The following is a 15,173-nucleotide window of genomic DNA, read 5'->3' on the forward strand; positions in this document are numbered from 1 at the left end:
CCATCCATTGCATGCGTCGGGCGCCTGGCTGCCCGACGCCCCTTAAGCAAGCGTCTTCAAAGGAATCATCATGAGCGAACTTTCCGTCAACGACCTGCACCTGGACTACGGTAGCGGCGCCCACGCCAACCCCATTCTCAAGGGCGTCTCCATGGAACTGCAGCGCGGTGAAGTGGTGGCCCTGCTGGGCCCCTCCGGCAGCGGCAAGACCACCCTGCTGCGCGCCGTGGCCGGGCTGGAATCGCCCAAGGCCGGCAGCATCGACATCGGCACCCGCCGCGTCTTCGATGGCAGCCGCAACTTCGAGATGCCGGCCGAAGAGCGCAACCTGGGTCTGGTGTTCCAGTCCTATGCGCTGTGGCCGCACAAGACCGTGGCCGACAACGTGGCCTATGGCCTGAAGTTGCGCAAGACACCTTCGTCCGAGATCGCCACCCGCGTCAAGGCGGTGCTCTCGCAACTGGGCCTGGGCCACCTGGGTGAGCGCTATCCGCACCAGCTCTCCGGCGGCCAGCAGCAGCGCGTGGCCATTGCCCGTGCCCTGGTCTACAACCCGCAGGTGATCCTGCTGGACGAGCCGCTCTCCAACCTCGACGCCAAGCTGCGCGAGGAAGCCCGCGCCTTCCTGCGCGAACTGATCGTGCGCCTGGGCCTGTCGGCCCTGATGGTGACCCACGACCAGGGTGAGGCCATGGCGATCTCCGACCGCATCCTGCTGCTCAACAATGGCCGCATCGAACAGCAGGGTACGCCGCAGAGCATGTACCAGACCCCAGATACCCTGTTCACCGCCGAGTTCATGGGCAGCAACAACAAGCTGGCCGCCGAGGTAGTCAGCCGGGATGGCGAGCGTGTGACCCTCAAGCTCGATGGCGGCACCGCTGTTGCCACCCTGCGCGGCCGCAACGATGCCCAGCCGGGCCAGCAGCTGACCGGCATCATCCGCGTCGAACAGGTGCGCGTCTCCGGCGAGCAGACCGGCAATGCCATCCGCCTGCCGCTGTCAACCTGCATGTACCTGGGCGACCGCTGGGAATGCCTGTTCAAGGTCGAGGGCGGCCCGGCCGGCGCGGTCGGCCTGCGTGCCTACGCGCCGCAGCGTCTGGAGCAGGGCGAGTACTGGCTGTCGCTGCCGGAACAGGCGCTGTGGGCGTTCTGACGCGCTGACGTTGCTGCAGCTCGCCCAGGCTATCAACGGTTCATCCCATCGATGAAGCAAGGGAGCGGACGGCTACCCGCCGTTCTTCCCGCTCGTCCGGCCGGCTCGTCGGCGCGGCCGGGCGCAATACCAGAAGACGTCGCACGGCGCGCCCGTGCCGACGCAAACCATCCAAGCTTTCAACCAAGGAGACCTCAGTGCAAAGGAATCACCTCGCCGCCAGCATGCTGGCAGCATTCGCCACCCTCGCCACCATGGCCACGACCGGCGCCCAGGCGCAGTCGTCGGTCACCGTCTACGGCCTGATCGATTCGGGCGTGGAATTCGTCAACCACGCCAACGCGGCCGGCAACAACGTCGTGCGCCTGAGCTCGGGCATGATGAACACCTCCCGCATCGGCTTCCGTGGCACGGAAGACCTGGGTGGCGGCCTCAAGGCCGTGTTCCAGCTGGAAAACGGCTTCAAGCTCGACACCGGCAGCTTCGACGGCGACACCAACCAGCTCTTCAACCGCCAGTCCACCGTCGGTCTGGAAGGCGGTTTCGGTCGCGTGGTCATGGGTCGTTCCTTCTCGACCACCTATGACTTCATCCTGCCCTTCGATCCCATGGGCTATTCGGCCAACTATTCGTGGGTGACCTCGGCCGGCGCCACCGGTAGCCGCAAGGACGGCATGCCGACCGGCGTGTCCAACCTGGTCAAGTACCAGGGTGAATTCTCCGGCGTGAAGGTCGGTGCCATGTATGGCTTCGGCGAAGTGGCTGGCGACACCAGCAACGGCGCCAAGTATGGCGTCGGCCTGGGCTGGGGCTCGGGTCCGTTCAGCGTGGCCGCGACCTACGACCGCGTCAACAGCACCACCGCCACCAGCGCCGCCTACGACCGCGCGACCAGCGCCCACCTGGCCGCCGGTTACCAGCTGTCGGATGCGTGGAAGTTCAACCTGGGCTACCGCTACTACAAGAAGAGCCTGGCCACCGGCGCCACCGACCTGCGCAGCGATTTCTTCTGGGGTGGCGTGACCTACAAGTTCACTCCGGCCATGAGCGTGATCGGTGCCATCTACTACCAGAACATCAAGAACGTAGCCAACGATGCCGATCCGATCATGTACTCGTTGCGTCTGAAGTATGCGATGTCCAAGCGCACCGACCTGTACCTGAGCACGGCCTATGCCAAGGCCAAGAACAACCAGCTGGTCGGCCTCTCGCGTGACGAGGCTGGCTTCGCCAACAGCCAGTTCGGCATGGCGCTGGGCATGCAGCACCGCTTCTGATGTATTGAAGCAAGGTCCGGGTGGCAAGGCACCCGGACTGGATAGTCTTGAGTCGTTCATTGCACGGCGCATCCCCGTCATCAGCGGGGTGCGCCGTTTTTTTATTACGGGATAGGGGTATTGCCGGCCTGGAGCTGCAGGCGGCCGAACAGGTTTTCATCGCAGATACCGGGGTCGCAAGCGGTCATCGTGGCGGCCAGATGCGCGCCCACCAGGAGGGCGAAGGTGGCGCACGTCGTGATCCTGGCCCAGGGAGTACGGACCTGTATATCGGGCTCCTCGGCCATCTGCATCAGCACCAGGGTGGCCGGATATTCCGCGCTCTTGACGCCCAGCAGGCCGGCGATGGTGGCCAGCGCAACCAGCGAAAACAGCGCCGAGAGCGTGTAGAAATGCATTCCCAGCAGCACTGCACCCGGTGCATCCTGACCTGGCAGACCTTCCAGCGCCAGTTGGCGCAGCGCGCTCACACCGGTCAGCAGGGCGCCGATCACCGCCATGCCGTAGTGCGCGCTCTTCACGCCAAAGCGCAGGTTGCGCATGAACCCGATGCCGGTCAGGATGATGCCCGTACGCTGCAGGAGACAGAGCGGGCAGAGCGGTTCCTGCAAGGCCCACTGGAAGTAGAGCAGCAGGCCCAGGCAGCCGCTGACGACCAGCAGGCAGACGCAGTTGAGGAAGACCCCGCCCGGCAGGATAGGGTCACGCGGAGTAAAGACGATGGAACGGTCCATGATCGCTATCCATCTCTAAAGTACGAAACCCGGGTTACCTTGTATGTGCTGGCTGAACCACCACAAGCTCACCCCCACGCTTGCCAACCATAGCTTATTGCTTAATGACCTCCACCCCAGTGCGATCACCACGACGGTCAGAAATGCCAGCAGGAAGGGGATGTACAAGAACATGAAAGCGCCTGGAGTTGGTTCGGACTCGTGTCCGATTTATTGTTTTGTATGGTTTGTACGGCATCGTAGCTGAAGGCCCGTAGGAATCTCGCTAAAATTCCTCGAATAAAATCGAGAAATCATTACTTTATTTGAGTTCATTTCACTTCCCATCAGGGCAAGAAGAGGAGATACAGATGCAAGAATCAACATCCGGCGCCGTCCGCGGCAAGCAGGGCGTGCTGCGTGTTGCCGTGGTGGGTACCGGGGTCATCGGTGCCAGCTGGGTGGCCTATTTCCTGGCACAAGGACTGGACGTCTCGGCGACCGACCCCATGCCTGGTGCCGAAGAGAAGTTGCGCCAGGCCGTTGCGCGCCATTGGCCCAGCCTGGAAGTGCTGGGGCTGGCGCCGGGCGCGTCGCTGGATCGGCTGCGCTTTTCGGCGCAGCTGGAAGAGGCGCTGGCCGATGCCGATTTCGTCCAGGAAAATGGCCCCGAGCGTGAAGACCTCAAGATCGACCTGTTCCGGCGCATGGATGCCGTGCTGCCGGCTGACGTGGTGCTAGCGTCCAGTTCCTCGGGCCTGTTGATGAGCAAGGTGCAGGCCGCCTGCCGCCATCCCGGCCGGGTGGTGCTGGGCCATCCCTTCAACCCGCCCCATCTGATCCCGCTGGTGGAAGTGATCGGCGGTGAACAGAGTTCGCCCGAGGCGGTGCAGGCCGCGCTGGACTTCTACACCGCCATCGGCAAGAAAGCCATCCACGTGCGCAAGGAGGTCAAGGGGCATATCGCCAACCGGCTCCAGGCCGCCTTGTGGCGTGAGGCTTTCCATCTGGTCGAGCAGGGCGTGGCCAGTACCGAGGACATCGACACCGCCATCGCCTACGGCCCCGGCTTGCGCTGGGCCCTGATGGGCCCCTATCTGAACCTGCACATGTCGGGCGGCGAGGGCGGCATCCAGCACATGCTGGACCACCTGGGCCCCCCCATCGAGAGCTGGTGGGCCGACCTCGGAACGCCTGCCATCACCGACGCACTCAAGGCCCGGATCCGTGCCGGCGTGGAAGAGCAGATGGCCGGCAAGACCTCTGTTGCGATCGCCGCCGAGCGCGATCAGTTGCTGGTGCAGCTGCTGGCGGCCAAGGGGCGGGCCAAGGTCATTCCCTGAGAGCCAAGGGCCGCGGAAAGCAGCATGGACGAGTATCGCCAACACCAAACTCCAGAGGTGGCATTGTGCATTTGATATGGCTGGAAGACTTCATCGAGCTGGCACGCACGCGCAGTTTTTCGCGGGCCGCCGAGAATCGCTTCGTTACCCATCCGGCCTTCGGTCGGCGCATCAAGGCGCTGGAGCAGTGGGTCGGCGCGGAGCTGGTGGTGCGCGCGCATCCGGTGTCACTGACCGCCGCGGGCAGGCTGTTCCTGGACGCGGCCACGCATTCGACCGACGTGCTCTACGCTGCCCGGGCCCAGTTGCAGGATGCCTCCAGCCCGGTGGAAAAAACCTTGCGCGTGGCCACCGGGCGCACCCTGGCGCGGACCTTTTTCCCGGACTGGTACGAGAGCATCAACCAGCGCTTCGGGCCGTTTCCAGTGTCGCTCAGTACCGGTGGTGCGCAGGAGGTGATCCTGCGACTGGGCACAGGGGATGCCGATCTGCTGGTGATCTATTCCAGTCCCACCACGCGCCTGCTGATCGACCCGATGCGCTACGAGTCCCTGACGCTGGCGCGTGAGATCCTGCTGCCGGTGGCCGCCGTCGATGCCAAGGGACGGGCGCGCTTCAAGCTGCCCGCTGCCGGTACAGCCGGTGCCGCCGCGCTGGCGCCGATTCCATGGCTGGGTTTCTCTCAGTCGCTGACCTTGCGCGGGGTGCTGGCCAAGCATCTGGCGGGCCTGTCGAGAAAGATTGCCTTGCGGATGGTGTATGAAGCCGACTCCTACGAATCCATCCACGAGATGGCGCGTCGCGGTGCAGGCGTGGCCTGGCTGCCCCAGCGGCTGGTACAGGAAGACCTCAGCGAGCGCCGCCTGAAGATCATCGGCGAACCCGAGATGCGCGTGAACTTCGACATTTCGCTCTATCGCATGCGGGGCAACGACAATGCGCTGGTCAATGCCATCTGGGAGGGCGTCTCCGCGGACGCCATCGAGCAGGCCTGATAGGCGCCGGCCCGTCCCAGACCCTTCCTGCCGCAAAAAGCACAGGCTTGTGCCGAAACGGCAATCGCCAGAAAAAGCGGCTCCCTATACTCCCTCGACGTTCTCGGCATGCCTTCCGATGCGTCTGGAAAGTGCGCGCACCTGGTGCGCAACACGCGCTATCTGCGCGCCCTTTTCCGGACAGATCAAGCGTGCGAGCCAAATATAACAGGCGGCGCAGCCAGGATTGCCAACGCAGCAGCGATGCGCCGCCCACAGAGAAGAGGGAGCCATCGCATGTCAGCCGAACTAGAGTCATCCGCCGCAAGTGTCGCCAACGCCAGCAGCGCCACCAGCGCCTCCGCCCATCACGCAGCCCGCCGCAAGAACCCCTGGAAGGAAATCTGTGCCGCCAGTATCGGTAACGCCCTGGAGTTCTACGATCTGCTGATCTACGGCTACTTTGCCGTGGTGATCGGCAAGCTGTTCTTCCCGGCGCAGGACGATACGACCTCCTTGCTTCTCAGTGTGGGTACCTTCGGGATTTCCTTCGTCATCCGTCCGCTCGGTGCCATCGTGCTGGGTTCCTACACCGACCGCGCCGGTCGCAAGGCCTCACTCACGGCATCGATCCTGATCATGATGGTCGGCACGGCGATGATCGCCTTCGCGCCGACCTATGCACAGATCGGCATCGCTTCTCCGTTGATCATCATCGTCGCGCGCCTGCTGCAGGGTTTCTCCACCGGCGGTGAATTCGGTGCGGCGACGGCCTTCATGGTCGAGCATGCCGACGCCAAACGACGCGGGTTCTTCGCCAGCTGGCAGTTGTCTACGCAAGGCCTGGCCACGGTACTGGCCGCCGGTGTCAGTGCGCTGCTCAGCTATCTGCTCACCGAGACGCAACTCAATGAATGGGGCTGGCGCGTCGCCTTCTGCTTCGGTCTGCTGGTGGGTCCCGTGGGTCTCTATATCCGCAGCCAGATCGATGAAACACCGGAATTCAAGAAGGTCGCGGCGGCAGCGACACAATCCGAAAAATCACCGCTGGTACTGGTGCTGGTACGTGATCGCGCCAAGCTGCTGCTGGCCATTGGCGTGGTCGCCGGTGCCACTGCGTTCAACTACGTGCACAAGCTCTACATGCCGACCTATGCGTTGAAGCAACTGCACATTCCTGCGACCTCATCCTTCATCGGTGCCCTCATCACCGGACTGGTACTGATGCTGACGGCACCCGTATTCGGCACCCTGTCGGACCGCTATGGGCGCTTCCGCGTGCTGACCATCGCCATGGCGGCGATCGGGCTGAGTTCCTATCCCCTGTTCATGTTGCTCAACACCTGGCCGACCATTTCCACCCTGATTGCGGTACAGGGCATCGTCGGCGTGTTGATCGCGGCCTGCCTGGGTCCGATCCCGGCCCTGCTGTCGGATATCTTCCCGACCCAGACCCGTGGCACGGGTCTTGCGTTGAGCTACAACTTTTCCGTGACCCTGTTCGGCGGCTTCTCCCCGCTCATCGTGACCTGGATGATCGCGGCCAGCGCCAACAACATGGCACCGAGCTTCTACGTCATGGCGACCGCACTGATCAGCCTGACGGCCGTCATCGTGCTGGGCCGCCGAACGGGACGCGCCCGATAAATCAAGCTGGAGCCTGTTGAATGAAAACCCTGGAACAAGTACGCGCCGCACTGAAGCAATATCCCGTCGAAGTGGCCTTTCCCGACATCGCCAAGTGGCAGCACGGCAACACCGGTGTCGACTACGTGCACAGTATCGACAGCGGCGTGGCCGGCCCGCACGTGATGATCCTGGCGCTGATGCATGGCAATGAGGTCAGCGGTGCGATCACCGTCGACCGCTTGCTGCAAGCCGGCCTGAAGCCGGTAAAGGGACGTATCACATTGGGCTTTGCCAACGTCGATGCCTATCGCCGCTTCGACGCCCGCGACCCGGATGCGACGCGCTATGTCGATGAAGACATGAACCGGGTCTGGTCGCCAGCGCGCCTGGATGGCGCCGACGACAGCGCGGAGCTGCGTCGTGCACGCCAGCTGCGCCCCGTCATCGACACGGTCGACTACATGCTCGACCTGCATTCCATGCACGAAGAGGCGGTACCGCTGATTGTGAGTGGTCCCCTGGACAAGGGCATCCGCTTCGCCGCGGAGGTCGGAGCGCCGGAACATGTGATCGTCGACGTCGGGCACCCCAATGGTGTGCGCATGCGCGACTACGGCGGCTTCGGCGATCCTGCCAGCGCGAAGAATGCGCTGTTGATCGAGACCGGCCAGCACTTCTCTGCGCGCAGCCGGGATGTGGCGATGGACTCGGCCTGCCGCTTCCTGATCGCGACCGGCGTGATGGAGAAGGCCGCTTTGATGGCCTTCATGTCAGCCGGCGAAACGGTAGCGCAGCGTGTCATCAAGGTGACCGAGCCGGTGGTGGCCACGTCCTATGACCTGGAATTTGCCGAAGACTATCGCGGCATGGAGATCATCGCCCAAGCCGGGACCGTCATCGCCCGCGAAGGTGAGCGGGAATTCGTCACGCCCTATGACAATTGCGTCATCGTCATGCCGTCCCTGCGCCAGCTCGGACCCGGGGTCACCGTGGCGCGGCTGGGGCAGGTGGTCACGAGTTGACCGACATTCCACTTTGCTTGCAATTTGACAATTGCCGTTCGATATTCTTCTCGAACAAGACTGCTCTCGTCCGCTGGCCAGTCCTGTCGACTCCCATCGGGCCCTGGCACCGGGCTGATGTTCCTCTCAGGTCTTCTGCTCATCGCATTCCGGATGACCGTGTTCATCCGCATCAAGGAAAACAAAGGTGTCGTCGCGCCGGACTTGCGTACGGCCGGGCCGAAGTAGGCGCGACGGCGAGACCAGCTCAGAGTCCCAGTTCGGACAGACCGGGATGATCGTCGGGGCGACGTCCGAGCGGCCAGCGGAACAGCCTTTCGCTTTCAGTGATGGGGCGGTCGTTGATGCAGGCGTAACGGTTCTGCATCAGTCCGTCTTCGTTGAATTCCCAGTTCTCGTTGCCGTAGGAGCGGAACCAGTTGCCGGAATCGTCGCGCCATTCATAGGCATAGCGCACGCCGATGCGGTTTCCGTTGAATGCCCACAGTTCCTTGATCAGGCGATATTCCAACTCTTTGGCCCACTTGCGCTCGAGGAAGGCACGTGCTTCGTCCCGGCCGTTGGCGAACTCGGCACGATTACGCCAGCGCGTATCCAGGCTGTAGGCAAGAGAGACTTTTGCTGCATCGCGGGTGTTCCACCCATCTTCGGCCAGGCGCACCTTCTGGATGGCGGACTCGTGGGTGAACGGCGGAAGGGGCGGACGAACTTCAGTATTGGATGACATGATATGACCTCAATGGTGACGTGAATGTTTAGGTGAAACGGACCCCGCCTGCTGCTGCAGGCTTGATAAAAGCAGAGCGGCCGCTCTACCAGCGCTATCGGCGGCGCCTGTATCGCCAGTGACCATGGCCACTGCAGTTGCGCCGTCGATAAGAATCAGAAAATAGTTCGCGATTTCGTCCGGATTGTTCAGGCCTGACGCATTGGTCAGCTCACGCAGATAGGAGAGCAAGCGTTGTTTGTGCAGCGCCGCTACCGCACCAATCTCGGGATTGACCCCGCCAAGCTCACCGGCGGCATTGATAAATGCGCAGCCGTGGAAATCCTCGGTTTCAAACCATTGGCGCAGCGCAGGAAAGATCGACGCAAGTCGCTCAAGCGGAGCACTGGTTTGCGAAGTCGCATCGATAAACCACGCCATCCACCGTTGGTCTCTCGCCAGCAGCGCGGCCGCGACCAAGGCTTCCTTGTTTGAGTAGAGCTGGTAGATACTGCGCCGCGCTACACCGGACGCCTTCACGATGGCATCCATCCCGGTGGCGTGAATGCCCCCTGAATAGATGAGTTTCTCGGTCGCGGCCAGTAGCCGGGCGGTGAGAGGGGAGTCGTCAGTAGTATCCATATGAACCAGGTGAGAATGATCGTTCTATGTATAGTAGAACGATCATTCCCAGTGGTCAACAACTTTCGTTGCGATGGGGAGAAAGAAACAACGGGCGTTGTGGTTGTTGATCAATTGCGAATGCGCAATGGATCGCTGTCCGGGCAGAGGGGAGGAATACCCGGCGCCCGAGAAAAACCGGCAGAAGCTGCCTGAACGCCCGACGCAGAGGTCAATTACGTATATAGGCGCCCAGACCCTTTACCAGGGCGGCAAATGTCACAGCGCAGCGCGGACTTGCTCGCAGGTCCTCATGCATGGCGACCCATGTTTCCATCTTGAGCGAGAATTGCCTGGGCAGCAGACGCACCAGTGCGTCGTCCCTCGCCGCCAATGCCACCTGGCAGATACCGATGCCGAAGCCGGCGCGGATGGCGGCCAGTTGTGCGAGGTCGCTATCGGTGCGGAACGCCAGGATGGCACGCGAAAGCCAGGGGAGCTCTTTCAATACCTTGCGCACATAGGCGCTTTCCTGGTCGAAGCCGATGAGCGCATGCTCGGCCAGCGCGTCGAGCGAGCGCGGTGTGCCGTGGGCCGCAAGATAGCGCTGGTGGGCATGTAGCCCCACTTCGATGCTGCCCAGCCGCCTGGCGATCAGCGCATCCTGCGACGGCTTGAACATGCGCACGGCGATATCGGCCTCTCGGTTCAGCAGGTCATCGGGCTTGTTCGACATGACCAGTTCGACGCGCAACTCCGGATGCTGACGTCTGAGTTCGGTCAGGATGGGCGGCAGCACTTCCACGCTGATGACTTCGCTGGCGGTCAGCCTGACGGTTCCGCGCACTTCCTTGCCCTGGCTGCTGGCGACCCGGCGCAATGCAGCGGAGGTGGCGGCAATCCCGGCTGCATAGGGTTTCAGTTCCAGTGCTGCGTCAGTGGGCGAAAAGCCGTCGAAGGAGCGAACGAAGAGTTTCAATCCCAGCGTCGATTCCAGCTGGTCGATATGGCGGCCCACGGTCGGCTGCGTCAGACCCATCTCGCGTCCGGCCGCTGACAGCGAGCCCGTCTCCAAGACCTTGAGGAAGGTTCGGTACCACTCCCAATTCGGTTCGATGTCGGCCATGGTATTCATTTATGTATAGATGCTAGGCTAATTTATGCAATTTTCACTGATGCGTCAATTTTGCATACTGGAGCTTCTTCCATCACACGCTACCCAAGGAGAAGTCCATGTCCAAGATTGCCCTGTTCGGTGCTGCCGGCGCCGTCGGTCGCAGCATCGCTGCCGCCATCAGCGCGCAAGGCCAGCATTACCGCGTTGTCGGCCGTAGCGAAGCGAGTTTGCGCAAGACCTTCGGGTCAGATCCGCTTGCCGAAATCGTCACCTGGTACCCCGATTCACCGGCATCGGTGGAATCGGCCGCGCATGGCGTCGATACGCTGATCTACCTGGTCGGCGTCAACTACACGCAGTTCGAGCTGCATCCAGAACTGATGCGCAAGACCCTGGCCGGCGCCATCCGCGCCGGTGTCAAGCGCATTCTCCTGATCGGCACGGTGTACCCGTATGGTGTTCCGCAGACCACACCGGTGCGTGAAGATCATCCACGCCAGCCGCATACCTTCAAGGGGCGCATGCGCAAGGCGCAGGAAGATCTGCTGATGCAGGCGCACGCCGAAGGGCGCATCCAGGCGGCGGTACTGCGCCTGCCGGACTTCTACGGTCCTGGCGTCGAAGCCAGCCTCTTGCACGGTGCGATCAAGGCAGCGGCGCAAGGCGGCAGGGCGGACATGATCGGCCCGCTGGATCGGCCGCACGAGTTTGTGTTCGTGCCGGACGTCGGTCCGGTCGTGGCCAGGCTGGTCAACACGCCTGCGGCCTTCGGCAGGATCTGGCACCTGGCGGGGGCGGGCGTGACGACGCAAAAAGCGCTGGTGGCGGAAATGGAGCGCCAGACCGGGCGTAAATTGAAGATCCGGGTGGCGGGCAAGACCCTGCTGCGGCTCATCGGAATGTTCAATCCCTTGATGCGCGAACTGGTGGAGATGCACTATCTGCAGACGCAGCCGCTGATCATGGACGATTCGGCGCTGCAGCAGTTGATCGGGCCGATAGAAAAGACTTCCTATGCGGAGGGTATCCGGCTGGCGCTGAAGGGCTAGCGCCGGTTCACATCCAATCACTCGTCGATTGAATGTAAACAGGCCCTGGATTTCTTGCGGTATCAACGCCGTAGCGCTCGGCGGTCCTACCGCTTCAGGCAGCCATCTGGTACGCCCAGTAGATCCACCGGGAAACGCCCGCGTCGCCGGACCGGGTGTCCATCCTCACTGAAACACGCTCTTCCCCTCCACCCTTTGCGCAGCACACTACACACACAGCACTGACCACCAGGCCGACTCCCGGCCGCGTTCCCACCATCCTCTTCCCTCAGGCCAGCCCTTCGCCTTCGCCCATTCATTGTGCGTAGCGCCAAATTTCAGGGATTCGGCTCGCTCCCAAAGATAGCTAATGGTGCATTTAGCGTCTATTGCATCGCATATAGACAGGCACATTTGTTGCTATATCATTTTATGGCACATTAAAACATTAGTTATTACATAGGAATAGTTATGGAAAAATACATCAAGACTTCACGGGACGGCAATGTCGCCATCATCACGCTGAACCGGCCCGAGAAACTCAATGCATGGCACACCGCCATGCGCAACGAGATCATCGCCGCACTTGCTGCTTTCAATACCGATACGGCGATCGGCGCCATCGTCATGACCGGTGCTGGTGACCGGGCCTTCTGCGCGGGTCAGGATCTGGAAGAAGCCCATGGTTTCGACCAGGCGCGCGCCGATGAATGGATGACCGAGTGGGAAAACTACTACCGCACCATCCGTACCCTGCAAAAGCCATTGCTCATCGCGCTCAACGGAACGGCAGCCGGCTCGGCCTTCCAGGTGGCGCTGTTGGCCGATATCCGTGTCGGCCACGCCGGCTCACGGATGGGGCAACCCGAGATCAATTCGGGTATCCCCAGCGTCACCGGTCCCTGGATCATGAAACAGATGCTGGGCATTTCCCGCACGATCGAACTGACGCTGACCGGTCGCATGATGGAAGCGGCTGAAGCGCATGCCCTGGGCCTGATTCACCACCTGGTGGAGCCACCAGAGGTGCTGCCCAAGGCGCTGGAAATTGCACGCGAACTGGCCGCCAAACCGTCGGTGGCAATGCGCCTGAACAAGCAGCGCTTCTGCGAAGTGTCCGAAGAAGGTTTCGTCAAGACCATCGCTGCAGGACGTCGTATCCAGATGGAAGCCTACGCCACTGGAGAGCCGGCACGCATGATGGAGGAGTTCTTCAAGAAGCGAGGCCACAGCATCACGAAGTAAGGCGCTACATCGTCGGTAACAGCAGCAGGGAATGCAGGTTTTGGATCAACTACTCTATTCAGGGAGCATGGTATGAAACAGCCCGTCAACAACAAGCGTCGTGGAGTGCTCAAGGCAGCAGGCGGCACGGCATTGGCAGTCGCAGCACCGATGGTCATCGCACAGAACAAGACACTGGTGGTGTCCGATCCGGGCGGCCCTTACACGACCGCGTATCGCAAGGCGTTCTACGATCCGTTCGAGAAGGAAACCGGTGTCAAGATCGTCAACGTGGCGCGCGAGTCCCAACCAGTGGCCCAGTTCACCGCGATGGTGAAGGCCAGAAACTTTGTCTGGGACGTCACAACGCTCACGCTGCAACAAGATATTCCCATCCTTGAAGAAGGTGGGCTGCTGGAGCCGCTGGGCCTGGTGCCAACTGACTTCAAGAACATGCTGGCCGGTACTGTCACCCCCAATTTCCTGGGGGTGGATGTCTACGCCACCATCCTGGCCTACCGCACCGACAAGTACGCCAACAATGGCCCCAAGACCTGGGCCGATTTCTGGAACGTCGAGAAATTCCCCGGCCGCCGCTCGTTGCGCCGCAATGCCATCGATACCCTGGAACAAGCCCTGATGGCTGACGGCGTCAGCCCCGACAAACTCTATCCGCTGGATCTGGATCGCGCCTTCAAGAGCCTGGACCGTATCAAGAAACACGTCGCGGTATGGTGGACCAGCGGTGCGCAATCGATGCAGCTGATCCAATCCGGCGAGGTCGACATGATCTCGATCTGGAATGCGCGCGCTCAAACGGCCATCGAAGGCGGCGCACCGGTGGCCATCAACTGGAACCAGGGTCTGTATTCGGTAGAAGGTTGGGGGGTGCCGAAGGGTACGCCGAAGGCGGCCATCGCCAGGGACTTCGTCAAGTTCTGTGCCGACGCCAAGCTGCAAAGCGCATTCACCGATACCTTGGCCTATGGTCCGACGGCGCTGGAGGCGTACAAGGACATCCCGCCCAAGCGCGCGGCGATCCTGCCGACCTCACCGGAAAACATCGGTCAGATGCGCCCGCCAAACGGCCCCTGGTGGCACAAGAACCGTCTCGCCGTGTCGGATCGTTTCAACGCCTGGCTGCTCAGCTAGGACCGCACTGCCGCACTGACGTAAAGCCGCGCCGCAGCGCCAACACCAACACCACATGGCGTCATGCGGCGCAGCCAGACCTGTTCCCCTCGCACCGTCGTCCGCGCGCTTGTCAACTGCGCCGCGCGGGTGCATGAACTGAATGACACATCATGACTGCACGATTGCAAACACTGGGTATCTGCAAACACTACGACAGCGTCACCGCGCTTTCGCCGACCGACCTGACGGTGCAAGATGGCGAGTTTCTCACCTTGCTCGGACCCTCTGGCTCGGGCAAGACCACACTGCTTCAGATCATCGCTGGTCTGGTCGAGCCCAGCGCAGGCCAACTTATCATCAGCGGCAAGGAAGCCACCCACAAGCCGGCCGGTGAACGCGGCATTGGCATGGTGTTTCAGAGTTATGCCCTGTTTCCGCATTTGTCAGTGTGGGAGAACATCGCCTATCCGCTGCGCATGCGCAAGATGGACAAGGCCGCGATCAATGCCGCCGTCCAGGATGCGCTGGATATGGTGCAAATGGGCGCCTATGTACACCGCCTGCCGCGCGAGCTATCAGGCGGACAACAACAGCGCATCGCGCTGGCGCGCTGTTTCGTCTACAAACCTTCGGTGATCCTGCTCGACGAGCCGCTGGGTGCGCTGGACAAGAAACTGCGCGAACACATGCAGGCCGAGATCCGCAAGCTGCACAAGGAGCTCGGCGCCACCTTCATCTACGTCACACACGATCAGGAAGAAGCGCTCAACCTCTCCGACCGTATCTGCCTGATGAACAATTCAAGGATCGAGCAACTGGGTACGCCAGAAGATCTCTACGATCGCCCGGCCACCGCCTTCTCGGCGCAGTTCATCGGTTATTCCAACCTGTTGCGGGGAACGGCACAACGCGGTGCCGGCGGCGTCAGCGTATTGCATCACGGCCGTCACATACTTCCCCTCGACATGGCGGCCGCGCGCGAAGGCGCGGCCCAAGCATTGGTGGTGCGACCCGAGCAGGCCACGCCGTGCGGTGCGACGGAAGCGCTGCTCAACGGCCAGGTCACCGAAGTGGTGTTTGCCGGCTCCGATTACCGCGTGCTGGTCGACGTCGGCGGTGACGAGCCTTTCCTCTTGCGCTGCAGTCGTCGTGATGCGCCAGAGGTCGGCGCCAACATCGGCCTGCGCTGGAATCCGGCCCACGCTGCAGTGGTCAATCTATAAGCG

At 62.0% G+C, this 15,173-nt stretch carries 14 protein-coding genes; 10 read left to right on the forward strand and 4 right to left on the reverse strand.

Going from position 1 to position 15,173, the window contains the following annotated elements; all coding sequences use genetic code 11:
- Positions 1–70: 70 nt before the first annotated feature.
- Together ACEOAC_RS02325 and ACEOAC_RS02330 are read left to right on the forward strand one after the other, a co-directional pair.
- Positions 71–1,159, forward strand: coding sequence for an ABC transporter ATP-binding protein (locus tag ACEOAC_RS02325; protein WP_413443231.1), 1,089 nt, complete (start codon positions 71–73; stop codon positions 1,157–1,159).
- 197 nt (positions 1,160–1,356) lie between these two features.
- Positions 1,357–2,436, forward strand: a complete 1,080-nt coding sequence (locus ACEOAC_RS02330; protein WP_077234910.1) for a porin — start codon at positions 1,357–1,359, stop codon at positions 2,434–2,436.
- 104 nt (positions 2,437–2,540) lie between these two features.
- Here ACEOAC_RS02330 and ACEOAC_RS02335 read toward each other — a convergent pair whose 3' ends face one another.
- Positions 2,541–3,170 (reverse strand): disulfide bond formation protein B, encoded by a 630-nt coding sequence (locus ACEOAC_RS02335; protein WP_413443230.1) that lies wholly within the window; start codon positions 3,168–3,170, stop codon positions 2,541–2,543.
- A 350-nt stretch (positions 3,171–3,520) separates the two neighbouring features.
- Here ACEOAC_RS02335 and ACEOAC_RS02340 point away from each other — a divergent pair, with 350 nt between their 5' ends.
- From ACEOAC_RS02340 to ACEOAC_RS02355, 4 genes are all read left to right on the forward strand, one after another.
- Positions 3,521–4,492, forward strand: coding sequence for a 3-hydroxyacyl-CoA dehydrogenase NAD-binding domain-containing protein (locus ACEOAC_RS02340; RefSeq protein WP_413443229.1), 972 nt, complete (start codon positions 3,521–3,523; stop codon positions 4,490–4,492).
- A gap of 65 nt (positions 4,493–4,557) precedes the next feature.
- On the forward strand, positions 4,558–5,487 hold the full coding sequence (locus ACEOAC_RS02345; protein WP_413443228.1) for a LysR family transcriptional regulator: 930 nt from the start codon (positions 4,558–4,560) through the stop codon (positions 5,485–5,487).
- Between the two features lie 276 nt (positions 5,488–5,763).
- Positions 5,764–7,113 carry an MFS transporter gene (locus ACEOAC_RS02350; RefSeq protein WP_413443227.1) on the forward strand — a complete coding sequence of 450 codons (1,350 nt, stop codon included), beginning with the start codon at positions 5,764–5,766 and terminating at the stop codon, positions 7,111–7,113.
- 20 nt (positions 7,114–7,133) lie between these two features.
- Positions 7,134–8,117, forward strand: coding sequence for a M14 family metallopeptidase (locus ACEOAC_RS02355; protein WP_413443226.1), 984 nt, complete (start codon positions 7,134–7,136; stop codon positions 8,115–8,117).
- Positions 8,118–8,364: 247 nt separating this feature from the next.
- Here the strand turns inward: ACEOAC_RS02355 and ACEOAC_RS02360 are convergent, their stop codons facing one another.
- The 3 genes from ACEOAC_RS02360 to ACEOAC_RS02370 all read right to left on the reverse strand — a co-directional run bounded on the left by ACEOAC_RS02360 (position 8,365) and on the right by ACEOAC_RS02370 (position 10,570).
- A complete protein-coding gene (locus ACEOAC_RS02360; RefSeq protein WP_006461249.1) occupies positions 8,365–8,844 on the reverse strand; it encodes a DUF1348 family protein in 480 nt (159 codons plus the stop codon).
- 9 nt (positions 8,845–8,853) lie between these two features.
- Positions 8,854–9,465 (reverse strand): TetR/AcrR family transcriptional regulator, encoded by a 612-nt coding sequence (locus ACEOAC_RS02365; protein WP_413443225.1) that lies wholly within the window; start codon positions 9,463–9,465, stop codon positions 8,854–8,856.
- A gap of 211 nt (positions 9,466–9,676) precedes the next feature.
- Positions 9,677–10,570 carry a LysR family transcriptional regulator gene (locus ACEOAC_RS02370; protein WP_413443236.1) on the reverse strand — a complete coding sequence of 298 codons (894 nt, stop codon included), beginning with the start codon at positions 10,568–10,570 and terminating at the stop codon, positions 9,677–9,679.
- Positions 10,571–10,677: 107 nt separating this feature from the next.
- On the opposite strand from ACEOAC_RS02370, the gene ACEOAC_RS02375 reads away from it, so the two are divergent.
- The 4 genes from ACEOAC_RS02375 to ACEOAC_RS02390 all read left to right on the forward strand — a co-directional run bounded on the left by ACEOAC_RS02375 (position 10,678) and on the right by ACEOAC_RS02390 (position 15,170).
- Positions 10,678–11,610, forward strand: coding sequence for an NAD-dependent epimerase/dehydratase family protein (locus ACEOAC_RS02375; RefSeq protein ID WP_413443224.1), 933 nt, complete (start codon positions 10,678–10,680; stop codon positions 11,608–11,610).
- A 450-nt stretch (positions 11,611–12,060) separates the two neighbouring features.
- A complete protein-coding gene (locus tag ACEOAC_RS02380) occupies positions 12,061–12,834 on the forward strand; it encodes an enoyl-CoA hydratase/isomerase family protein (RefSeq protein WP_413443223.1) in 774 nt (257 codons plus the stop codon).
- Positions 12,835–12,906: 72 nt separating this feature from the next.
- Positions 12,907–13,965 (forward strand): ABC transporter substrate-binding protein, encoded by a 1,059-nt coding sequence (locus ACEOAC_RS02385; protein WP_006461254.1) that lies wholly within the window; start codon positions 12,907–12,909, stop codon positions 13,963–13,965.
- A gap of 152 nt (positions 13,966–14,117) precedes the next feature.
- Positions 14,118–15,170, forward strand: a complete 1,053-nt coding sequence (locus ACEOAC_RS02390) for an ABC transporter ATP-binding protein (RefSeq protein ID WP_413443222.1) — start codon at positions 14,118–14,120, stop codon at positions 15,168–15,170.
- Positions 15,171–15,173 lie beyond the last annotated feature (3 nt).

Origin of the sequence: Herbaspirillum frisingense (genome assembly GCF_047325095.1) — a bacterium.
GTDB classification, from domain to species: domain Bacteria; phylum Pseudomonadota; class Gammaproteobacteria; order Burkholderiales; family Burkholderiaceae_D; genus Herbaspirillum; species Herbaspirillum frisingense.